This window comes from Halomonas sp. GD1P12, from assembly GCF_025725645.1.
Taxonomy (GTDB): Bacteria; Pseudomonadota; Gammaproteobacteria; order Pseudomonadales; family Halomonadaceae; genus Vreelandella.
Map to the genome: position 1 here is coordinate 2,243,679 of NZ_CP107007.1, position 21,157 is coordinate 2,264,835.

Consider the following 21,157-nt stretch of genomic DNA (forward strand, 5'->3'; position numbering starts at 1 on the left):
CCCATGTCGACTCAACCCTCTGCGCTCTGTGTTCTCACCTTTGGCGAGGCCATGGGCATGCTCGTGGCTGACGCGCCCGGCCCGCTTGCCGGTGTCGAGCAGTTTCACCGCCGGCTGGCCGGTGCCGATAACAACGTCGCCATCGGCCTGTCGCGGCTCGGCTTTCGGGTCAGCTGGCTAAGCCGGGTCGGCCGCGACAGCGTCGGCGAGTTCGTGCGCCAGACGCTGACCGCCGAGGGCATCGACGATCGCTATATCGTCACCGACCCGGAGCACCCGACCGGGCTGATGTTCAAGGAGCGCGCCGAGCACGGCGCCGACCCGCGGGTGGAGTACTTCCGCCGCGGCAGTGCGGCAAGTCATCTAAGCACCGCCGACGCCGACGCGGTGGATTTCGCAGAGCTCGACCATCTACACGTGACCGGCATCACCCCGGCGCTCTCGGACAGCGCCCTGTCACTCACCCGCCGGCTGATGGAGCGCGCTCGCGCCAACGGCGCCACCATCTCGTTCGACCCGAATTTGCGCCCAACGCTTTGGCAAAGCGAGGCGCAGATGCGTGATACGCTCAACGAGCTCGCAGGCCTGGCCGACTGGGTACTGCCGGGCCTGGCCGAAGGCGAGCGCCTGACCGGCGAGAACACCCCGGAGGCGATCGCGGATTTCTACCTGGCGCGCGGCGCCAGCGCGGTGGTCATCAAGCTCGGGCCGCAGGGCAGCTACTATCGCGGCCGCCTGGGCGGGGCGCTCGAAAGCCTGGACGTGCCCAGCCAGCCGGTAGCCCACGTGGTCGATACGGTCGGCGCGGGGGATGGGTTTGCCGTGGGTTTGATCAGCGCGCTGCTCGAGGGCTTGCCCCCGGCCAAGGCGCTGGCGCGCGGCAACCTGGTCGGCGCCCAAGCGGTGCAGGTGGTCGGCGATATGGAGGGGCTACCCTCTCGCGACCGCCTTGAAGCGCTTGAGAGTGACGTTTAAACCTTTTCAAGAGATTTGTTTACAAAAACCGTTCATCAAACCGTTTATAAAAACCGTTATAAAACCAATAGCTAGTTAACGTGTATAGCCAAGCGACAGGAGAGAGCATGAAAAAGCGCATCATTGTTCAGGGACGACTCAACGACGATCAGTTGGCAGAGCTCAGTGAGTATTTCGAGCTGCTCGAGCCGCTTGGCTCCTTCGACCTGTCGGACGCCAAGGTGCGCGAGACCCTTTCACAGGTTCATGGCATCATCGGTGCGAGCCTGCCGGTCACCCGCGAGTTTCTCGACGCCGCGCCGAATCTCGAGGTAATTGCCACGGTCTCAGTGGGCTACGACACCGTTCCCGTCGACGAGCTGACCCGCCGGGGCATTTTGCTTTGCAACACCCCGGACGTGCTGACCGAGACCACTGCCGATACCGGCTTTGCATTGATCATGCTTACCGCACGGCGCCTGGTGGAGCTGGCGAACTGGGTCAAGGCTGGGGCCTGGGAGTCTGGCGTGGGCACCGAGTTGTACGGCAGCGACGTGCATGGCAAGACGCTCGGCATGGTGGGCTTTGGGCGTATTGGCCAGGCCGTAGCCCGGCGCGGGGCGCTCGGTTTCAACATGAGGGTGCTCTACTCCAACGCCTCGCCCAAGCCTGAGGTGGAGCGTGAGCTCGGCGCCGAGCGCCGCGAGCTCGATCAACTTCTGTGCGAATCCGACTTCGTTTGCCTCACCGTGCCGTTGACCGAGGAAACCGAAAAACTGATCGGCGCCAGGGAGCTTGAGCAGATGAAGTCGTCGGCCATTCTGGTCAACATCGCCCGCGGCAAGGTGGTCGATGAAGGCGCGCTGATCGACGCGCTGGAGCGCGGTGTCATCCGGGGTGCCGGGCTCGACGTATTCGAAAGCGAGCCGCTTGGCGATACCTCGCCGCTGCCCGGCATGGCCAACGTCGTCGCCCTGCCCCACATCGGCTCCGCCACCCATGAAACGCGCACCGCCATGGCCCAGCGCGCCGTGGACAATATGCGCCTGGCGCTGACCGGCGAGCGCCCGCCAAGCCCGGTCAACGAAGAGGTGCTGACATGAGCGAGCCGGCCCCTTGCCTGCTGTTCGACTCCGACGGCACGCTGGTGGATAGCGAGATTCTGCTGGCCGAGGTCATGGGCGAGCTGTTGCCCGAGTTCGGCCTGCCCTTCTCCGCAAACCAGTACATGGAGGAGTTTCGTGGCGTGCGCTTTCAGACCATCGTCAACGAGCTGGAGACGCGCTTTACGCCGCTCACGTCGGACCGGTTTGAGGCGCTCGAGGCGGACATGCGCGCGCGCATGGAAGCGCGCATGCGCGCCGAGCTTGCGCCCGTGGCCGGGATGCCGGCCGCGCTCGATTTGCTGGCAAGCTACCCCAAGGCGGTGGTGTCCAACGGTCCGGAGCGCAAGATCCGCTGCGCGCTGGAGAGCACCGGCCTTGAGCACCACTTCGAAGGCCGACTTTTCAGCGCCTACACCCTTAACGTCTGGAAGCCGGACCCGGAGCTTTACCGCCAGGCCGCCACGGCCATGGGGTTCGCCCCACAGCACTGCATCGTGATCGACGATGCAGCGGTCGGTGTCGAGGCCGGCCTGGCCGCCGGCATGCAGGTGATTCACCTCAACCACTTTCCCGATGAGGAGAAAACGCCGCAAGGCGCGGTCGAGATTCGCCATGCCAGCGAGCTTGCCGACGCCGTTCACCGACTTCGCGAGGCCATCGCGGTTTAGCACGCCGTCTTGAAAGCCGCGCGCAGAAACATAAAAGCCCCGCCGGAGCGAGTTCCGACGGGGCTTTTCCATGGTACCGGGAAGCCTAGCGTGACGTGAGCGCTTTCACCGCGACCTCCACGCCGCGAAGCTCGGCCAACCCCCGCAGCCGCCCATAAAGCGGATAGCCCGGCGCTGTCTGGCGCTGCTGGTCGTCGAGCATATGGTGGCCGTGGTCCGGGCGGATCGGCAGGCGCGCGCCGCCATCCATTTCGCGCCGGCGCTCCTCCTCGACCAGTGCCTGTATGACGCCGACCATATCGACATCGCCGGCCAGGTGTGGCGCCTCGTGAAACGAGCGCGGGTCACTCTCGCGCCTTGTCGAGCGCAGGTGAGCGAAGTGAATATGCGGGCCGAAGTGGCGCGCCATGGCCACCAGGTCGTTGTCCTCGCGCACCCCAAACGAGCCGGTGCAGAAGGTGATGCCGTTGGCCGGGCTCGGCGCGCAGTCGATCACCCACTGGGCATCGTCACGGGTCGATACCACCCGGGGAAGCCCCAGAAGTCCGCGAGGCGGGTCGTCCGGGTGGATCGCCATGCGAATGCCGACCTCTTGCGCCACGGGAATAATCGCACGCAAGAAATAGCCGAGGTTGTCGCGCAGCGTTTTGGCGTCGATTTTCGCGTAGCCTTCGAGCGCCTGACGAAACTGCGCCAGCGTGTAGTGCTCCTCGGCGCCGGGAAGCCCGGCGATCAGCGTGTCGATAAGTTTCGAACGCCCGGCGTCATCGAGCGTCTCGAGGTAGCGCTTGGCCTCCAGTTTGTCGGCCTCGGAGTACTCGTCGAGTGCGCCGGGGCGCTCGAGCAGGTAGAGATCGAAGGCGGCGAAAGCGGTCTGGTCGAAGCGCAGTGCCCGGGCACCGTCGGCAAGCGCGTAGGTCAGGTCGGTGCGCGTCCAATCGAGAATCGGCATGAAGTTGTAGCAAACGACGTCGATCCCGCAGGCGGCCAGGTTCCTCAGCGTCTGACAGTAGGTATCGATCAGCGCGTCGCGCTCGGGCAGGCCCTTCTTGACCGCCTCGGGCACCGGCACGCTTTCGACCACCGACCAGCCAAGCCCCGCGGCTTCGATCATCGCCTTGCGCTCGCCAATCGCCTCCACCGACCAGACCCGGTCATTGGGAATATCGTGCAGCGCGGTGACGATGCCGGTTGCGCCGGTCTGGCGAATCTCGCTGAGTCGGATCGGGTCGTTGGGCCCGAACCAGCGCCAGGTATGTTCCATGGAGTCTCCTTTTAGCGAGCGCTTTGGGTGGCAAGCTCGGCAACGGCCGGCCCGACGCCGCGCTCGGTCAGTGCGCGGTAAGCATCAAGCACCTGCTGCTTGAAACGCTCGCTTTGCGCCACGGTGTCCGGCATCACCGCCTCGAGACCGAAGAAAGCGTCGACCAGCGCGGCCGCGTCATCGCCGTGCCGGTGGTGGAGCGCTGTAAGCCGCTCGGCCATCGGGTCGTCGACGCGAAACGCGCGACCGGCCAGCGTCGTACCAGCGGTGTAGCGAATCCAACCGGCCAGACCCAGCGCCACGCAGGCGGTGTCGCGGCCGGCGGACAGGTTGATTTCGGCCACCTGCAGCCAGCGCTGAGGCAGCTTCTGGCTGCCGTCCATGGCGATCTGCTGGAGCTTGTGGCGCAGGCTGTCGTTGGCAAAGCGTGCCAACAACGAATCCGCGTAAGCGTTCAGATCGATCTCGGCGGGCGTCTCGAGCGTCGGGGCGGCTTCCTCATTCATGTAGCGGCTTAAAAGCGCCTGAAACGGCGCTTGAGAGACGGCGTCGAACACGGTCTCGATCTCGGCGAGCGAACCGAGATAGGCGAGCAGCGAATGGCTGCCGTTGAGCATACGAAGTTTCATGGTCTCAAACGGCGCGACATCGGCGACCATGGTCACGCCCTCCGTATCCCAGACCGGGCGGCCCTCGGGGAAGTGGTCTTCAACGACCCACTGCGAGAAGGCCTCGCACACCACGGCGTTGGCATCCTCGACGCCAAGCGTTTTGAGGGCGGCGAAGTCCTGCTCGGTCATGGCAGGCACGATGCGATCGACCATGCTGCTGGGAAACGCGACGTGCTCCAGGATCCAGTCGGCGAGCGCCGCCTCCTGAACCTGGGCAAGCTGGGCCACCGCCTGGCGGGTGCGCTCGCCGTTGTCCGGCATGTTGTCGCAGCAGAGTACGGTGAACGGTGGCGTGCCCGCTGCACGGCGCCGGCGCAGCGCCTCGACCAGAATACCCGGTGCGGTACGCGGCGTTTGCGGTGCGGCGATATCCGCCTGGATCATCGGGTCGCTTTGCAAAAGCTCGCCGCTGGCCGGGTTCAAAAAATAACCTTTCTCGGTGACGGTGAGCGTGACGATACGCGTCTCGACATTCGCAAGGCGATCAAGCAGCGCCGCAAGGTCGCGCCCCCACTGCCCGTCCGCGCCCTGGCCGGTGAACAGCGCCTCTTCGATAGCGCCTATTTCGCGAACCGTCACGTTGTCGCTATCGCGGTACTCGGCCACGTGGTAGCGAAAGCCCGCATCAATCAGGGAGTCGACCAGCGAGGCGCCGCGGCGCAGATTCGCCGAACTCACGCCCCACTGATCGTCGCCGGTACGGCATCGATAGCGTTCGAGATACACCGCCTGGTGGGCGCGATGAAACGCGCCCAGGCCCAGATGGACGATGCCGATGTGACCAGCGCGTTGGCTGGCCTTGATGGTTTGTACACTCACTTTTCTACTCTCCTGAACCGATTCCTACACATCGATACCGAAATAACGGCGCGCGTTGTGGAAGCAAATATCGTTGACCATGCTGCCAAGCCAGGCGTCATCGTTGGGGAGCTGGCCCTGCTCGACCCAGCGCCCCAGCATGCGACATAACAGGCGACGAAAATACTCGTGGCGGGTGTAGGAAAGAAAGCTGCGCGAATCCGTCAGCATGCCCACGAATCGGCTTAAAAGCCCCAACTGCGAAAGCTGGGTCATCTGACGCTCCATGCCGTCGAGCTGGTCGTTGAACCACCAGCCGGAGCCAAGCTGCACCTTGCCGGGAATGCCGTTGCCCTGAAAATTGCCCGCCGTGGTCGCCAATACTTCGTTGAAGACCGGGTTGACGCCATAAAGAATGGTACGCGGCAGCCGGTCATCCCGATCAAGGGCATTGAGCAGTTGGTTGAGCGGTGCGGCCATGGGCCGGTCGTCCATGGAGTCGAAACCGGCATCGGCGCCGATTTCGCGCCAGCCGCGGGCGTTGTTATTGCGCAGCGGCCCCATGTGGTATTGCTGCGCCCAGTCGCGACGGTGGTATTCCCGGCCCAAAAAGATCAGCACCGCGGTCATGAACTGCGCCTGCTCGTGCTCGTCGGGCAGCGTGCCGTTCAGACGACGCTCGAGAATGGCATCGAGCTCGGCATCGGTCGCCTCGGCGTAGGCGACGCGTTCGATGCCGTGATCAGAAATCCGGCAGCCATGGGCATGGAAGTGATTCAGGCGTTTTTCGAGCGCGGTGTAGAGGGAGGTGATATCGCGAATCTCGACATCCGCGGCGCGACCCAGCTTTTCGAGATACGCCGGGAAATCTTCGGCGGCCGGTTTAAAAGCGCGGTCGGGTCGAAAACTCGGCAGCACTTTTACGGCGAAGCTCGGATCCGCGGCAATCTCGGCATGATGGCTCAGATCGTCCGCCGGGTCGTCGGTAGTGCCGACCAGACGGACGTTCATCTGCTCGAGAATTCCCCGCGCAAAGAATTCGGGCGTTGCCAGCATCGCGTTGGCCTCGTCCCAGATGGCATCTGCAGTCGAGGGCGAAAGCAGTTTGCCAGTGATGCCGAAGGGGCGTCTTAGCTCGAGATGAGCCCAGTGAAAGAGCGGATTACCCAGCGTATGAGGCACGGTGGCCGCCCACGCCTGAAATTTATCGTAGTCGCTCGCATCACCGGTACAGAGCCGCTCGTCCACGCCGTTCCAGCGCATGGTGCGCCACTTGTAGTGATCGCCTTTCAGCCAAATCGAGGTGAGGTTGTCAAAGCGCGTATTCTGGGCAATTTCCCGAGGCGGTAGGTGGCAGTGGTAGTCGAAGATGGGCTGAGTGCTGGCGTAGCCGTGGTATAGACGTTTGGCCATCTCGCTATCGAGAAGAAAATCCTCATCCAGAAATGCTGCCATCAGAGGCTCCATTGCGATCGGTGCGTGCCTTGCGCAGGCAAAGGCGCGCTCATGAAATTGGTTGGGCCAAAGAGTCGACTTGACTGCCTTTATTGTCAACCTCTTATCAACCCAATGCGACCAAAGGCTTATTTAATAATCAGACCGGTTAGTCCAATTTAGCCGGTCATTTTTATTGGCCCAACGACCGTATCGTACAAGTACTACATCAAAGACAGCTTTTCAGGAGATGGGGCAACATGCATAAAGGCGTTATATCAGTCTTGTCGGGCGCGTTGATCGCGCTTTCGGGCTGCTCGATGCCCTCGGAAGTGTCCTCGGACGTGACCCTTCTAAGGCTCGCTCACAACATGAACGAAGGCCACCCGGTACATAAGTCGCTTGCCCACTTCGCCGAGCGCGTGCGCGAGATAAGCGGCGGTGAGCTCGTTTTCCAGCTTTATCCCAACGGTCAGCTGGGCTCCGAGCGGGAAGTCATCGAGCTGGTTCAGACAGGTGCGGTGGACGTCACAAAGGTGAGCGCCACCGCGCTCGAAAGCTTTTCTAACGTCTATTCCCTGTTTAGCGTGCCCTATCTCTTTGCCGACCCCGATCACTACTATCGCGTCATGGATAGCGACGTCGCCACGGATATCTACCAGCAGACGGCCGACAACGGCTTCTTCGGACTGACGTACTATGATGCCGGCATTCGCAACGTCTACACCATCGATACGCCGGTACGCACCCCGGCCGACATGCGCGGGCTCAAGTTTCGCGTACAGCCCAGCCAGACCGCCCTCGAAATGATTCGTCTGATGGGCGGCGCGCCGACGCCGATGGCCTACGGCGAGGTTTACACGGCGCTGCAGCAGGGCGTCATCGATGGCACCGAGAACAACGAAACCGCGCTGACCTCATCGAATCACGGCGAAGTGGCCAAGGAGTACTCCTACACTGCCCACGCCATCGTTCCCGACCTTCTGATCTTCAGCCAGCACCGCTGGGAAAGCTTCACGCCCCAGCAGCAGCAGTGGTTGAGAGAAGCGGCGGTCGAATCGACCGAGTTCCACAAGGAGCTCTGGGCGCAAGAGATCGAAAAAGCGGTGACCCAGGCCGAGGAGATGGGCGTTCACTTCCACCGCGATGTGGACGTCGATGCGTTCCGGGAAGCGGTCGCCCCCATGCACGAACGGGTTCTCGAAAACCCGACCCTGGCGCCGCTTTACGAGCGCATTCAGGCACTAGAAACGGAGTCTTGAGGCCATGATAAACACGATCAATCGTTTGCTCAGCAAACTCATCACGGTACTCACTTCGGCCATGCTCGCCGTTATGGTGCTGGTCGCCATTTGGCAGGTAGTAAGCCGCTACGTGCTCAATGACCCCAGCACTTTTTCCCAGGAGTTTCTTCGCTACTCGCTGATCTGGATCACCATGATCGGCGGAGCGCTGGCGTTTCATACTAAAAAGCACATCGCGGTGGAGATGCTCGTCAACCGGTTCTCCGCGCGCTCTCAGAAAATGGTTCGCTACCTGGTGCTCGTGTTGCTGATCCTTTTTTCTGCCCTCGTGATGATTTACGGCGGCATCTGGCTCGTCTCGTTAACCATGTCGCAGCAGACCGTCTCGCTGGGTATTCCGATGGGGTATATCTATCTGTCGCTGCCCGTCTCGGGCGTGCTGGTTTTCTGGTTCTGCATTGCCGAGCTGTTCAATGCCGCTGCCGGCACTCCCAACGATTTCGACCAGACCCTGGACGTTTAATCAACAATAAGGCATTCGCGCCATGACGATCATCGCAGGCTTCAGTCTACTCATTTCGTTTTTCATCTTTTTGTTCATCGGTGTACCGATCGCCATCAGCATGGCCGGCGCGTCCATCGTGACCATGCTGCTCATCGCGCCGTTCGATGTCGCCGTGTTCACCTCGGCGCAGAAGATGGTGACCGGTATCGACAGCTTCACGCTGCTCGCCGTCCCCTTCTTTCTACTGACCGGTATCATCATGAACCAGGGCGGCATCGCGATGCGCCTGGTCAACGTGGCTCGCCTGTTCACCGGCCGCTTGCCGGGGTCACTTGCCCACACCAATATCGTCGGTAACATGCTGTTCGGCTCTCTGGCGGGCTCGTCGGTGGCCTCGGCGGCGGCCATCGGCAAGGTCATGCATCCGCTGCAGGACGAGGAAGGCTATGACCGCAAGTTCTCCGCGGCGGTCAACATCGCCTCGGCGCCGACGGGCCTGATCATTCCGCCCACCGGGCTTTTCATCATCTATTCGCTGGTAAGCGGCGGCACCTCGGTGGCCGCGCTGTTTTTGGCAGGCTATATTCCCGGTCTACTCTGGGGCCTGGCGACCATGGCGGTGGCCTTCGTCATCGCCAAGCGCAAGGGCTATCGCTCACCGCATCAGGTCCCGCTGCGCTCGGTATTCAAGGTGCTGTGGGACGCCATTCCCAGCCTGTTTTTGATCTTCATCATCATTGGCGGCATCATCGGCGGCGTTTTCACCGCGACCGAAGCCTCGGCGGTCGCGGTGGTCTACGCCCTGCTGCTCTCCCTGGCCTATCGCAGCCTGTCGCTCAAGCAGATACCCGGCATCTTGAAGGAAACTGCGGAACTGACCGTGGTCATCATGTTCCTCATCGGCACCTCTGCCATGCTGGCACTGGTCATGGCCTTCACCGGCATTCCGGCCGCGATTAGTGCCGGTATCCTTGCGCTGACCGACAACCCTATCCTGATCCTCATTCTGATCAACGTCATCCTGCTGTTGATCGGTACCTTCATGGACGTCACGCCGGCCATCCTAATCTTCACGCCCATTTTCCTGCCGGTGGTTTCCGAGTTCGGCATGAGCCCGGTGCACTTCGGTGTCCTGCTGGTCGTCAACTTGTGTATCGGCAATATCACACCGCCCGGCGGCAGCGCGCTGTACGTGGGTAGCACGGTTGCCAAGCTGAAAATGGAAGAAGTAATCAAGCCTCTTCTGCCGTTCTACGCAGCGGTCATCGCGGTGCTCATGCTGATAACATTGGTGCCGATGCTCAGCGAGTGGCTACCGCGCCTGGCTGGCCTCATGTAATTTTCAAGGATTGACCTGGATGAATATTCAAGCGCGCTATCGCTTTCACTTGGCGAAGACCCAGCAAAACCACCTTACCTTTGCATCAACGGACGAGGACGTGGCCGCCCACGTCTTTATTCTCGAGGAGGGCATCTTTCGCGTTCTCTTTGAGAAACGCGAGGGGCTCGACGTCGGCCAAACCTGGAGCATCGCGCCGGGTCAGGACGACTTGCCCGCCGAGGGCCGTGACCGCTTCAGCACCGAGCACTTCAACCTGCCGGCATTCGAGCTTGACGAGGATGAACAGAGCGTCACGATCCAAACGCGTCAATTGAAAGCCGTGATCCAGAAGGAAGGCTTTCGGATTAGCTGGTATCAGGCCACCCAAGGTCAGTGGCAGCTTTTCGCCCAGGATCGTCAGACCCAGGCCTACAACTTCGCCGGGGAGCTGGGTAGCGAGATCAAGCACTACCTGAAACGAGACATCAAGGAGCAGTACTTCGGCCTTGGCGAGCGCACCGGCCAGCTCGACCACCACCACGGCCGCTATCGCAACCTCACCATCGATGCGATGGGCTACGACGCCGAGTACTCGGATCCACTCTACAAGCACATTCCGTTCTACATCACGCGCAAGCCGGAACAGAGCTTCTCCTACGGGCTCTTCTACGACAACCTGGCCCCTGGCTACTTCGACCTGGGCCGCGAGCTCGATAACTACCACGGCCTTTACCGCTACTTCGAGGCGCAATCCGGCGATCTGGACTACTACATGATTGCCGGCCCCCGGGTGCGCGACGTGGTGGCCAGCTACACCTGGATGACCGGCAAGACCGCCCTGCCGCCCAAGTGGAGCATCGGCTACTCGGGCTCGACCATGAGCTACACCGACGCCCCCAACGCCCAGGAGCAGGTATGGGAGTTCATCGAGCAGTGCGAAAAGCACGACATCCTGTGCGATTCGTTCCAGCTCTCCTCGGGCTATACCTCGATCGATCACAAGCGCTACGTGTTCAACTGGAACACGCAAAAATTCCCGGATGCCAAAAAGCTGTCGGCGGATTTCAAGCAAAAAGGCATTCGCCTGGCGGCCAACATCAAGCCAGCGCTTCTGACCGACCACCCCCAGTACGAGAAGCTCGAAGCCCAGGGCTATTTCCTCAAGGATGCCAACGGCGACACCGAGCTTGCCCAGTTCTGGGACGGCGGCGGCGCCCACATCGACTTCACCCATGAAGGTGCCTACGGCTGGTGGAAGGATGAAGTCACCCGGCAGCTGCTCGAGTACGGTATCGAGACAACCTGGAACGACAACAACGAGTACGAAATCTGGAACAAGGCCACCCAGGCCGCTGGCTTCGGCACGCCGCTCTCCTTCACCAGCATTCGCGCACTCTTTCCGCTGCTGATGATGAAGGCCTCTTTCGAGGCGCAGACGGAATACGCCCCCGAGAAACGCCCGTTTCTCATTTCGCGCTCTGGCGCGCCGGGCATGCACCGCTACGTGCAGACCTGGACCGGCGATAACCGCACCGAGTGGAAGACCATCCGCTTCAACAACAGGACTGGCTTGGGCCTGAGTCTGTCCGGCGTGTTCAACGTCGGTCACGACGTGGGCGGTTTCGCCGGCCCCAAACCGGACCAGGAACTGTTCATCCGCTGGGTGCAAAACGGCATTTTCCACCCCCGGTTCACCATCCACTCCTGGAACGAGGATGCCACGGTCAACGAGCCCTGGATGTACGAAGACGCGGTGGCCCCCATTCGTGAGCTGATCAAGCTGCGATCAAAGCTCACGCCCTACTGGTACAGCGCGTTCTACAAGGCCCACGTCCATCACGAGCCGCTGATCAAGCCCACCTTCTTCGATTTCGAGGAAGATGCGCGTACCTGGCAGGAGAACGACGACTTCATGGTGGGCGAATCGCTTTTGGTGGCAAGCGTCGTCGAGCCGGGCGTCTCGACCCGCGAGGTCTACGCCCCGTTACACGCCGACGGCTGGTTCGATTTCTACACTGGCCGGTTCATTGAAGGCGGTACGTACACCACACTCGATGCGCCCTACCACCAGACGCCTTTGCTGGTGAAGGCCGGCGCGATCATTCCGATCAACGAAGCGCCGCGTACTTTCGAGCGCAAGGACGAGGATCAGCGCGGCTTTCTGCTGTTCCCGCCCCGCAGCGACGATAGCGTCTCCAGCTACACGCTCTTCGAGGACGACGGCGAAACGAGCCAGTGGCAAAGCGCCCACGCGCTGGTCGAGCTGCACATGCGCACCAGCGCCGAGGCGATCCACGTCACCACCGAGGTGGTCGACAACGGCTATCGGCTGCCCTTCGAGACGGCCATCTTCACACTGGCCACGGACGACGACCGGACGCTCTACATCAACGGCGAAGCGCAGGCCGCTGGTCAACCGGCTACCGTAGCGCTGTAAATCCGCCGGCGCATCGGCTTCCAAGGCCGATGCGTCGCGCCCTTCCCATGGATGACCACGATGCAACTGCCCGCTCCGCAACGTCTCTATCAGAAAACCGGGCGACAGCTAAAAGAGCGTATTCTGTCCGGCCGTTTCAAGGAGGGTGAACGCCTGCCCGCCGAGCGCGAGCTGGCCGAAGAGCTCGGCGTCAGCCGCACGGTGGTGCGCGAAGCACTAATCATGCTGGAACTGCAGGGGCTCGTCGAAGTACGCAAGGGCTCAGGCATCTATGTGCTCGCCCCGCCCGACGAGCCTCAGGCCACCCGAGATGACGATGCAGAAGACGCCCTGACCGCCGGCCCCTTCGAGATGCTCCAGGCGCGCCAGCTCATCGAGAGCCAGATCGCCGCCTTTGCCGCGACGCTAATCACCAAAAACGATATCCAGCGGCTGGTGGAGATCAGTCAGCAGGCGCGGCTCGAAGACCGCTCCCAGGATTCCGAGTGGGACAAGCGTTTCCACCTGAAAATCGCCGAATCGACCCAGAACGCCGTACTGGTCTACCTGGTCGAGAAACTCTGGCACCAGCGCGACAAAAACCCGCTTTGGCAAAAGCTTCACGATCGAATCGGCAATCGCGAATCTCTCGACAGCTGGTGCGACGATCATGACGTCATTCTCAAGGCGCTCATGCGCCGCGACAGCGATGGCGCGCAAAAGGCCATGTGGCAGCACCTGGAAAACACCCGGGAAATGCTCTTCAAGGCCAGCACGCTGGAAGAGGAGGACGAAACCGACTATTACCTGTTTGCCAACAAGCTGGCCTTGAAAAAGACAGCATTGCTTGACCCGCATAAACCGGGTTAAACGCCGCTGGTCGAGCAACCCATTCGGCAGAAATAGCACGCTATTCGAAAAGAAGATAACGCCACCGGCCATAAAAAAGCAGCGATACGCCTGACGCGTACCGCTGCCTCCCTCTTGATGCCCCATTTCTCACACCATGAATTCGAGCCGTGACGCTGAGAGCTCTCCTCGTCGCGGCCCTTTCCGTTAGTTACTCCCCATCAGCAGATTCGGCAGCCACAGTGAAATGGCCGGAACGTAGGTAACCAGCAGCAGTACGCCCAGGTTGCAGAGCAGAAACGGGACGATGGCGCGGGCGACCGAGAGCATCGGCAGCTTGCCGATGCCGGCGACCACGAACAAACACACGCCGACCGGTGGCGTAGTCAGGCCGATCATCAGGTTGAGCACCGCAATCACGGCGAAGTGCACCGGGTCGACGCCAACGCCGGTCGCCACGCCGACAAGCGCAGGAAACAGAATGATCAGCGCGGCGATGGTTTCCATGAACGCGCCGACGAACAAAAGAATCAGGTTGAGAATCAAGAGCACGATCAGCGGGTTCTCGCTGATCGACAGGATCAGCGTGGCGATCATTTGCGGAATCTGCTCGCTGGTCAGAATCCAGCCGAACAGGTTGGCAAGACCGACCATCAGCAAAAGCGACGACGAGGTCAGCACGGTGTCGACCAGAATGCCCGGAAGCTTGCGCCAGGTCAGTCCCTTGTAGACGTACATACCTACTGCGAGCGCGTAGACACAGGCGACGATCGACGCCTCGGTCGGCGTGAAGAAGCCGCCGATGATGCCGTAGAGGATGATCACGGTCATCAGCAGCGCCCAAAACGCGGTTTTGGCTTCGCGCAGCAGCTGCAAAAACGGCACGCGCTGCTCTTTCGGATAGCCGCGGCGAACGGCGAGGATGTACACCGTGACCATCATCGCCACGCCCATCAAGAGCCCGGGCACGGCGCCGGCCAGAAACATGCGGCCTACAGAAATCCCGCTCAAGGAGCCCGCGATGATCATCGGCACGCTGGGCGGAATGATCGGGCCGACGGTGGACGAGGCAGCAGTAACGGCGGCGGCGAAGGGCTTGTCGTAGCCCGAGCGCGCCATGCCGGGAATCATCACCGAGCCGATGCTCGCCGAATCCGCCACCGCGGTGCCGGAGATACCGCCAAAGATCATCGACCCGCCGACGTTGGCCAGGCCGAGCCCGCCGCGAATGTGACCCAGCAGCGCGTTGGAAAAACGCACGATATGCTCGGTGATATTGCCCACGTTCATCAGGTTACCGGCCAGTACGAAGCCGGGAATGCACAACAGCACGAAGGTATCGATACCCGCGTACATGCGCTGAGGCACGATGGTCAGCGAAATGCCCTCCATCAGTAGATAGGACATCGACGAGATGCCGAGGGCGAAGGCGATGGGCATCCCCACCACCAGAAGCACCAGAAACACACTGAATAAAATGATGACTTCCATGCTCAGGACTCCTGTTCACGCACGGCGGGGCGACACATCGCCAATACCCCCTCGAGGGCACCGAGGGCGCTATAAACCAGTAGCAGCGCGTAGGTGACGACCGTCGAGAAGAAGATATACAGCATGGGCAGCTTGAGCGTCGGCGAGGTCTGCCAGGTACCGTTCTGAGCGTACTGCCAGGCGTAGGGCAGTATCATGAACGCGAACGCGCCGATCCCCAGACAGATCAGCGCCTGAAACAGCGCGCGCAGGCGCGGGCTCAGCATGTGGTGGAAAAGCTCGACGCTGATGTTGCGGTTCTGGCGCAGCACGACGCCGGCGGACAGCGACACCATGTAGATGAAGAGATAGCGCGAAAGCTCTTCGGTCCAGGAGATGGAGATCGGCAGAAACAGCCGCGAACAGATTTGCAGCAGGACCGTTCCCGCAATGGCGACCAGCGCCAGCACGGCGAGTGTCAAAAAGCAGGTATCCACCCAGCCGATCAGGCGACCCACCGGCCCCTGAAGTTTGGGTACCGTCGACATCGAATCCAGACTCTGTAGCGCTTCGTGCTCGAGCGCGTGTTGATCCGAGCTCATAAACGTATCCTCGAGGGGCTAGCCGCTCTAGAAGTTGAAACTCTTGCAATTCGGTTTTTGCAATGCATGTGTTTGCAAGTAACTATCTTGCGGTTCAGACGATTGCAGCTCTCTACATGGCCTATACAAAAGTGGGCTGGCCTTGCGACCAGCCCACCTTGATTGCCTACCGGCGTTACAGGTCCTGAATGGCTTCGAAGAGCTCGCGCTGCTCCGGCGTCAGCGCCTCGATCACCGCCGGGCGTGCCTGCTCGGCGAAGGCGTCGACGTCGGCTTCGATGAACTCCATGCCGCGCTCGGCGAGTGCCTGCTCCAGACGCGCCTGGTCCTCGACGAACAGGTCGGCCTCGAAACTCTGCATGGTCTGGGCCGCTTCACGCACGACGGTCTGCAGCTCGTCGGGCATGCTTTCGAGCTGATTGCGGCCGATCACCACGTAGATCCAGCTACGTACGTGGCCGGTCATGTTCACGTAGTCCTGAACCTCGTTGAAGCTCGCGCTTTCGATCAAGCTCAGCGGGTTCTCCTGGCCTTCCAGCGTGTTCTGCTGAAGCGCAGTGAACACTTCGCTGAACGCCATCGGGGTCGGGCGAGCACCGAGCGCCTGCCAGACATCGACGAATAGCGGCACGTTGGGCACGCGCAGGCGCAGGCCGTCCAGATCGTCCGGCGTGCGAATCGGGCGGTTGGAGGTCAGCTCACGCGGGCCGCGCTCGAACCAGGCCAGCGGCACCAGGTTGGTGCGCTCGATGATCTGCTCTTCGATTTCGCTGCCGATTTCACCATCGACCGCCGCGTGCAGATGCTCGGAGTCACGGAAGGCGTAGGGCACCGCCATCATGGCCGCCTTCGGGGCCCAGTTCTGCAGGCTCTCACCGGTGATGGTCATGTCCGCAGTACCGAGCTGGATGCTGTTGATCACATCCATTTCGTTACCCAGCTGCTCGCTCGGGTAGAGACGAACCTCGATGCGCCCGTCGGAGTTGGCTTCGACCTCCTCCTTGAACTTCTCGGCGGCCTGGTGCCAGATGTTCTGTTCATTGGCCAGGTGGCCAAAGCGCAGCGTGTAGTCGGCCGCCAGCGCCGACTGCGCGCTGAAAACCATGGTGGTGAGAACCGCGCTGGTAAGTAGTTTCTTGATCATTTTCGTCACTCCTGCACTTTTGCGTTATTGGTTGTTGATCGCGCGTGGGGTTGGTGAGTTAGCGTGTTGGGTGGACATATCCTTTAAGCACCGATCTGGATCAGCACCTTGCGGGCTTCTTCCGGGCGATGGTCGAGCATCTCGATGGCATCGGGCATCTCGGCGAGCGGCAGCCGGTGGCTGACCAGCGCCAGCGGGTCCAGCTTACCGCTTGCCATGAGTTCGAGCACCTCCGGAAACTTGCGGTTGTTGAGCCGCGAGCCGACCAGCGTCAGCTCCTTTTTGATCACTTCGAGCTGCACCAGATCGCTTGGCTGGACGCTAAAGCCCAAAAGTCCGATGCGACCCGCCGGCGAGGCGAGGCGCAGCATCTGCGGTAACAGCGCCGGCACGCAGGCAGCGTCGGCGATCAGCGGCACGCCCTCGCCTTGGGTCAGCGCCGTGATTTCCTGTTCGACATCCTGGGTGCGGCTGTTGAAGACGTGGGTGGCACCCAGGCTCTTGGCCGCCTCCAGGCGCTCGTCGATCACGTCGGTGACGATGATCTCCTCGAGCCCCAGAGCTTTGGCCATCTGCAGAATGGTCATGCCGATCACACCGGCGCCCAGAATCAGCAGGCGATCGCCCGGGTGCGGCTGCATACGATCCAGCACGTTGGCGGCGATGGTATAGGGCTCGACCAGCGCGGCGGCGTCCAGGCCGATATGCTCGGGAAGTTTATGCACGTTGGCGGCCGGGACGGCGACGAACTCTTCGAAGCCGCCGTGGCGATGCACGCCGATCACTTCCAGCGCGCTGCACACGTTGGGGCGGCCAATGCGACACGGATAGCACTGCCCGCAGCTGATGACCGGATCGACGCAGACGCGCTCGCCGGCACTCACGCCGTCGACACCTTCGCCCACCGCTTCGATCACGCCGGCGAACTCGTGGCCGGTGATGCGCGGAAAGCGCACGAAGGCATTGTCGCCGTGGATGATGTGCATGTCGGAGCCGCAGATCCCGGCGAACGCCACGCGCACCAGCACTTCACCCGCACCGGGGGTCGGCGCATCGACATCGGCGACGCGGTAGTCGTGGGGCGCGCTTACCTGAAATGCTTTCATGGATTCAAAACTCCTTACCAGTGCCAGAGAGTGCCGTCTTCCAACCGGTTGACCGGCAGGCTCGCACGCTTGTAGGGGTACTGCTTGGCCAGCTCTTCGTCGATATCGACGCCGTGCCCCGGGTTCTCGCCGACGAGGAAATGGCCATCCTCGAAGCGGTAGTCGTGGGGGAATACTTCGTTGGTGGCACTGGTGTGCGGCATGTACTCCTGAATGCCGAAATTGGGCACCCAGGTATCGAAATGGATCGCCGCGCCCATGCACACCGGTGAAAGATCCGTCGGGCCGTGGAAACCGGTGCGTACGTGGTAGAGCCCGGCCAGATCCGCTAGGCGGCGCACGTGGGTGATGCCGCCGGCGTGGGTGAGCGTGGCGCGAATGTAGTCGATCCACTGATTCTCGATCAACGCCTTGGCGTCGAACAGGCTGTTGAACACCTCGCCCACCGCCAGCGGCGTGGTGGTGTGCTGGCGAATCAGCCCAAAGCCTTCCTGGTTTTCCGCCGGCACGCAGTCCTCGAGCCAGAAAAGGTTATAGGGCTCCACCGCCTTGCCAAGGCGTGCGGCCTCGATGGGCGTCAGGCGGTGATGGACGTCGTGCAGCACGTGCAGGTCGTCGCCAAAGCGCTCGCGCACGGCGGCAAAAAGCTTCGGCACGTGGTTCAGATATTTGGACGTGCTCCAGACGTGCTCGGCGGGCAGGTCCGCATCCGCCGGCTCGTAGGGCTCGCCCTCTTTTTTGGCGACGCCGTAGATACTGGCGATACCCGGCACGCCGGCCTGAACGCGCACTGCCTTGTAGCCCTGCTCGACGTGGCGGGCAACCTCTTCAAGGCACGACTCGATGTCGCGGCCGGTGGCGTGGCCGTAGACCATCACGCGCTCGCGGCTCTTGCCGCCGAGCAGTTGGTAAAGCGGCATGCCGGCGAGCTTCGCCTTGATGTCCCAAAGCGCCATGTCCACCGCGGCGATCGCGCTCATGGTGACCGGCCCACGCCGCCAGTAGGCACCGCGATACAGATAGTGCCAGATATCCTCGATACGCTGCGGGTCGCGGCCAATCAGCGCCGGAATGACGTGCTCGTCCAGATACGCGACCACGGCCATTTCGCGCCCGTTGAGGGTGGCGTCGCCGATGCCGTAGGTGCCCTCGTCGGTGACGATCTTCAGGGTAACGAAGTTACGCCCCGGGGAGGTAACGATGGTATAGGCGTGTTCGATCTTCATGGAGCTGCCTCTTCAATGAGGGATTGCGTTTCCTGAGCATCAAACATCTCAGGAAAGCGATGAACCAGGTCGGGTAGAGAAACGAGTATTTCGCGCAGGTGGCGGCGCATGGCCTGCTCGGCAAGCGTCACATCGCGCTCTTCGATGGCGGAGACGATGTCGACGTGCTGCTCGACCAGCCGCGCGATGGGCGTGGTATCCGGCACGCTCAGATAGCGAACTCGGTCGAGCTGCACGCGCACCTCCTCGATCACCTTCCAGGCCGCGTTCTGACCAACGGCCAGCGACAGCGTTTTGTGAAAGCGCTCGTCGAGCTGGTAAAAACGCGTGGCATCGTGGGGCTGAATGCAGCGGCGCTGACGTGCGATCAGCTCGTTGAGCTCGTCGATCACGGAGGCCGCAAGCCCCTTGGCGCTTGCCTGGCGCACTACAGCGACCTCGACGGCTTCGCGAACGAAGCGCGCCTCGAGCACCGCGCGCTGGGAAATCTTGACGACGAACGTGCCCCGCTGCGGGCGCACTTCGACGAGCCCCGACTCTGACAGGCGAATGAACGCCTCGCGCACCGGCTGGCGGCTCACCGAGAAGGCATCCGCCACTTCCTTTTCGGACAGCGCTTTACCCGGTGCCAGCACCATCTGGATGATGGATTGGCGAAGCACCTGATAAAGGCGTTGGCGCACGGACTCGGTTTCCGAAGTCTCCTGCCATAGTGCCTGTAGTGTAAGATTGACGTCGCCCATGGATACCGCCTGAGAGAGGGTCTCGACCCAAAACCAATGGCGCTAGTATGGTAGTATGGCGAGACAAACAAAAGCCCCCGGACCCTATACTTTGGTTTAAGGTAAGAGCACATGAAACGCCCGCGTTATACCGGCAAGAACTATAAAAAAGCCCTGAATATCGAAGACCTGGAGCGCATTGCCAAGCGGCGACTGCCCAATTTCGTGTTCGAGTACGTTTACGGGGGAAGCGACGACGAGCATACGCTCAGGCACAACCGCTCGGTGTTCGACCAGTACCTGTTCGAACCCAAAACGATGACCAACGTCGGCCCGCGAAAACTCGATACCTCGCTTTTCGGGCGCGCCCACACCATGCCGCTGGCCATTGGCCCGACCGGGTTCAACGGCATGCTTACCCGCGACGGCGACCTGAAGCTCGCCCGGGCGGCGCGGGACGCCGGCATTCCCTTCGTACTCAGCAGCGTCTCCACCACGCGCCTTGAAGAGATCGCCGCCGTCGAAGGCCTTACGGCCTGGATGCAGATCTACTTCTATCGCGATCGCGAATTCGTCAAATCGATGATCCGGCGCTGTGCGGATGCCGGCTTCGACGCCATCGTAGTGACCACCGACAGCGCCATCTACGGCAACCGCGAGTGGGACGTGCGCAACTTTCGCCAGCCGATGAAACCCACGCTTGCCAACCTGCTGCACCTGTTGACCAAACCCGGCTGGATGAGCGACGTGCTGTGGCCTGACGGGCTGCCCACGTTCAAGAACCTGGACGACCTGCTGCCGCCGGACAAGCGTAACGCCCAGGGCGCCTCGCAGATCATCGGCCCGCAGCTCGATCCGACGCTCAACTGGGACGACATCGCCTGGCTTCGCGAGCTCTGGCCCGGCAAGCTCATGCTCAAGGGGATTTTGTCACCCAATGAAGCTGAAATGGCCGTGGATCACGGCGTCGACGGGATCGTGCTGTCCAATCACGGCGGGCGCCAGCTCAACCATTCGCTGTCGCCGATGGATACGCTGGCCGAGGTGAAAGCGCGCGTGGGCGAGCGCTGTCAGCTGTTCGTCGACAGCGGCTTCAGGCGCGGCACCGATATCATTAAGGCCCGTGCGCTCGGCGCCGACGCCGTGTGGCTTGGCCGAGCTACGCTTTACGGGCTGGCCGCCGGCGGCCAGCCCGGCGTCGCCCATGCGCTTTCGCTGCTCAAAAAGGAGATGGAATCGACGCTTGGGCTTCTCGGGCATACGCACCTTGACGCACTCGACGCGACCTGCCTGCGACAGCGTCGCTTTTAATACCACTCACGCCATCAGGGGCGCTAGCGCCCCTTCTTTAAGCCAAACGATTTCCCAATAAGCGGCCCAAGCGCTGCCCTTTTGTACGTTTTAACCTGTGCTGCCCTTCGAGCGCGGCCTCTCTTCCAGGCGCTTTCTCTACTGCTTCGAGTGACTAAAAACCCTGTCATGGCATGGGTTTGAGCCATTTCCAATCGCCCAAGGCCTCATTAATTCGACTTACGCCATTACCGTTTGACACAAAGTCTTTCAACAAGACTACTGACGCATCAAGCTTTCAAAAATTAATCTTCCGCCTCGAAACGCCGATTAAACAGGTATTCAGGGGCGTTCGTCAGTCATTTGC

Annotated in this window: 18 protein-coding genes; 9 read left to right on the forward strand and 9 right to left on the reverse strand. The window is 61.6% G+C overall.

Annotation, left to right across the window (positions count from 1 at the left end):
• The first annotated feature begins 3 nt into the window (after positions 1-3).
• The 3 genes from OCT39_RS10480 (at position 4) to OCT39_RS10490 (ending at position 2,728) form a co-directional block, all read left to right on the forward strand.
• The gene (locus tag OCT39_RS10480; protein ID WP_263584417.1) at positions 4-975 is read left to right on the forward strand and encodes a sugar kinase; all 972 of its coding nucleotides are present in this window, start codon (positions 4-6) and stop codon (positions 973-975) included.
• A gap of 107 nt (positions 976-1,082) precedes the next feature.
• Positions 1,083-2,057, forward strand: coding sequence for a 2-hydroxyacid dehydrogenase (locus OCT39_RS10485; RefSeq protein WP_263584418.1), 975 nt, complete (start codon positions 1,083-1,085; stop codon positions 2,055-2,057).
• Entirely contained in the window at positions 2,054-2,728 is a 675-nt protein-coding gene (locus OCT39_RS10490) for an HAD family hydrolase (RefSeq protein WP_263584419.1), read from the forward strand. The genes OCT39_RS10485 and OCT39_RS10490 overlap by 4 nt, the downstream gene beginning before the upstream one ends.
• An 85-nt stretch (positions 2,729-2,813) precedes the next feature.
• Here OCT39_RS10490 and uxuA read toward each other — a convergent pair whose 3' ends face one another.
• Genes uxuA through uxaC form a run of 3 tightly spaced genes read right to left on the reverse strand, consistent with a single transcriptional unit; the run spans position 2,814 to position 6,916 of the window.
• Positions 2,814-3,992 carry a mannonate dehydratase gene (uxuA, locus tag OCT39_RS10495; protein ID WP_263584420.1) on the reverse strand — a complete coding sequence of 393 codons (1,179 nt, stop codon included), beginning with the start codon at positions 3,990-3,992 and terminating at the stop codon, positions 2,814-2,816.
• Between the two features lie 11 nt (positions 3,993-4,003).
• Positions 4,004-5,482: a mannitol dehydrogenase family protein gene (locus tag OCT39_RS10500; RefSeq protein WP_263584421.1), complete on the reverse strand. Its 1,479-nt coding sequence runs from the start codon at positions 5,480-5,482 to the stop codon at positions 4,004-4,006.
• A 24-nt stretch (positions 5,483-5,506) separates the two neighbouring features.
• Positions 5,507-6,916, reverse strand: coding sequence for a glucuronate isomerase (gene uxaC / locus OCT39_RS10505; RefSeq protein ID WP_263584422.1), 1,410 nt, complete (start codon positions 6,914-6,916; stop codon positions 5,507-5,509).
• 239 nt (positions 6,917-7,155) lie between these two features.
• On the opposite strand from uxaC, the gene OCT39_RS10510 reads away from it, so the two are divergent.
• From OCT39_RS10510 to OCT39_RS10530, 5 genes are read left to right on the forward strand one after another with little or no spacing between them, the layout of a single operon-like run.
• Positions 7,156-8,157 carry a TRAP transporter substrate-binding protein gene (locus OCT39_RS10510; protein ID WP_263584423.1) on the forward strand — a complete coding sequence of 334 codons (1,002 nt, stop codon included), beginning with the start codon at positions 7,156-7,158 and terminating at the stop codon, positions 8,155-8,157.
• Between the two features lie 4 nt (positions 8,158-8,161).
• Positions 8,162-8,662 (forward strand): TRAP transporter small permease, encoded by a 501-nt coding sequence (locus OCT39_RS10515; protein WP_263584424.1) that lies wholly within the window; start codon positions 8,162-8,164, stop codon positions 8,660-8,662.
• Positions 8,663-8,684: 22 nt separating this feature from the next.
• Positions 8,685-9,983 (forward strand): TRAP transporter large permease, encoded by a 1,299-nt coding sequence (locus OCT39_RS10520; RefSeq protein WP_263584425.1) that lies wholly within the window; start codon positions 8,685-8,687, stop codon positions 9,981-9,983.
• Between the two features lie 19 nt (positions 9,984-10,002).
• Complete coding sequence (locus OCT39_RS10525) at positions 10,003-12,402, forward strand: glycoside hydrolase family 31 protein (protein WP_263584426.1); 2,400 nt, start codon at positions 10,003-10,005, stop codon at positions 12,400-12,402.
• A 60-nt stretch (positions 12,403-12,462) separates the two neighbouring features.
• Positions 12,463-13,251, forward strand: a complete 789-nt coding sequence (locus OCT39_RS10530) for a GntR family transcriptional regulator (RefSeq protein WP_263584427.1) — start codon at positions 12,463-12,465, stop codon at positions 13,249-13,251.
• A gap of 186 nt (positions 13,252-13,437) precedes the next feature.
• Here the strand turns inward: OCT39_RS10530 and OCT39_RS10535 are convergent, their stop codons facing one another.
• The 6 genes from OCT39_RS10535 to OCT39_RS10560 all read right to left on the reverse strand — a co-directional run bounded on the left by OCT39_RS10535 (position 13,438) and on the right by OCT39_RS10560 (position 19,521).
• A complete protein-coding gene (locus OCT39_RS10535; protein ID WP_263584428.1) occupies positions 13,438-14,721 on the reverse strand; it encodes a TRAP transporter large permease in 1,284 nt (427 codons plus the stop codon).
• A gap of 2 nt (positions 14,722-14,723) precedes the next feature.
• Positions 14,724-15,302, reverse strand: coding sequence for a TRAP transporter small permease (locus OCT39_RS10540; protein ID WP_263584429.1), 579 nt, complete (start codon positions 15,300-15,302; stop codon positions 14,724-14,726).
• Between the two features lie 175 nt (positions 15,303-15,477).
• Positions 15,478-16,446: a TRAP transporter substrate-binding protein gene (locus tag OCT39_RS10545; protein ID WP_263584430.1), complete on the reverse strand. Its 969-nt coding sequence runs from the start codon at positions 16,444-16,446 to the stop codon at positions 15,478-15,480.
• Positions 16,447-16,529: 83 nt separating this feature from the next.
• A complete protein-coding gene (locus OCT39_RS10550; RefSeq protein WP_263584431.1) occupies positions 16,530-17,552 on the reverse strand; it encodes a Zn-dependent oxidoreductase in 1,023 nt (340 codons plus the stop codon).
• A 14-nt stretch (positions 17,553-17,566) separates the two neighbouring features.
• The gene (manD, locus tag OCT39_RS10555) at positions 17,567-18,778 is read right to left on the reverse strand and encodes a D-mannonate dehydratase ManD (RefSeq protein WP_263584432.1); all 1,212 of its coding nucleotides are present in this window, start codon (positions 18,776-18,778) and stop codon (positions 17,567-17,569) included.
• Entirely contained in the window at positions 18,775-19,521 is a 747-nt protein-coding gene (locus OCT39_RS10560; protein ID WP_263584433.1) for a GntR family transcriptional regulator, read from the reverse strand. The genes manD and OCT39_RS10560 overlap by 4 nt, the downstream gene beginning before the upstream one ends.
• A gap of 111 nt (positions 19,522-19,632) precedes the next feature.
• Here OCT39_RS10560 and OCT39_RS10565 point away from each other — a divergent pair, with 111 nt between their 5' ends.
• Positions 19,633-20,811 carry an alpha-hydroxy acid oxidase gene (locus tag OCT39_RS10565; RefSeq protein ID WP_263584434.1) on the forward strand — a complete coding sequence of 393 codons (1,179 nt, stop codon included), beginning with the start codon at positions 19,633-19,635 and terminating at the stop codon, positions 20,809-20,811.
• The last annotated feature ends 346 nt before the right edge of the window (positions 20,812-21,157 follow it).

Bases quoted from the DNA above. Each gene is read 5' to 3' on its own strand.
- manD (WP_263584432.1), bottom strand. From the start codon at position 18,778: ATGAAGATCGAACACGCCTATACCATCGTTACCTCCCCGGGGCGTAAC.
- OCT39_RS10540 (WP_263584429.1), bottom strand. From the start codon at position 15,302: ATGAGCTCGGATCAACACGCGCTCGAGCACGAAGCGCTACAGAGTCTG.
- OCT39_RS10480 (WP_263584417.1), top strand. From the start codon at position 4: ATGTCGACTCAACCCTCTGCGCTCTGTGTTCTCACCTTTGGCGAGGCC.
- OCT39_RS10545 (WP_263584430.1), bottom strand. From the start codon at position 16,446: ATGATCAAGAAACTACTTACCAGCGCGGTTCTCACCACCATGGTTTTC.
- OCT39_RS10510 (WP_263584423.1), top strand. From the start codon at position 7,156: ATGCATAAAGGCGTTATATCAGTCTTGTCGGGCGCGTTGATCGCGCTT.
- OCT39_RS10485 (WP_263584418.1), top strand. From the start codon at position 1,083: ATGAAAAAGCGCATCATTGTTCAGGGACGACTCAACGACGATCAGTTG.
- uxuA (WP_263584420.1), bottom strand. From the start codon at position 3,992: ATGGAACATACCTGGCGCTGGTTCGGGCCCAACGACCCGATCCGACTC.
- uxaC (WP_263584422.1), bottom strand. From the start codon at position 6,916: ATGGCAGCATTTCTGGATGAGGATTTTCTTCTCGATAGCGAGATGGCC.
- OCT39_RS10530 (WP_263584427.1), top strand. From the start codon at position 12,463: ATGCAACTGCCCGCTCCGCAACGTCTCTATCAGAAAACCGGGCGACAG.
- OCT39_RS10515 (WP_263584424.1), top strand. From the start codon at position 8,162: ATGATAAACACGATCAATCGTTTGCTCAGCAAACTCATCACGGTACTC.
- OCT39_RS10535 (WP_263584428.1), bottom strand. From the start codon at position 14,721: ATGGAAGTCATCATTTTATTCAGTGTGTTTCTGGTGCTTCTGGTGGTG.
- OCT39_RS10565 (WP_263584434.1), top strand. From the start codon at position 19,633: ATGAAACGCCCGCGTTATACCGGCAAGAACTATAAAAAAGCCCTGAAT.
- OCT39_RS10490 (WP_263584419.1), top strand. From the start codon at position 2,054: ATGAGCGAGCCGGCCCCTTGCCTGCTGTTCGACTCCGACGGCACGCTG.
- OCT39_RS10550 (WP_263584431.1), bottom strand. From the start codon at position 17,552: ATGAAAGCATTTCAGGTAAGCGCGCCCCACGACTACCGCGTCGCCGAT.
- OCT39_RS10525 (WP_263584426.1), top strand. From the start codon at position 10,003: ATGAATATTCAAGCGCGCTATCGCTTTCACTTGGCGAAGACCCAGCAA.
- OCT39_RS10520 (WP_263584425.1), top strand. From the start codon at position 8,685: ATGACGATCATCGCAGGCTTCAGTCTACTCATTTCGTTTTTCATCTTT.
- OCT39_RS10560 (WP_263584433.1), bottom strand. From the start codon at position 19,521: ATGGGCGACGTCAATCTTACACTACAGGCACTATGGCAGGAGACTTCG.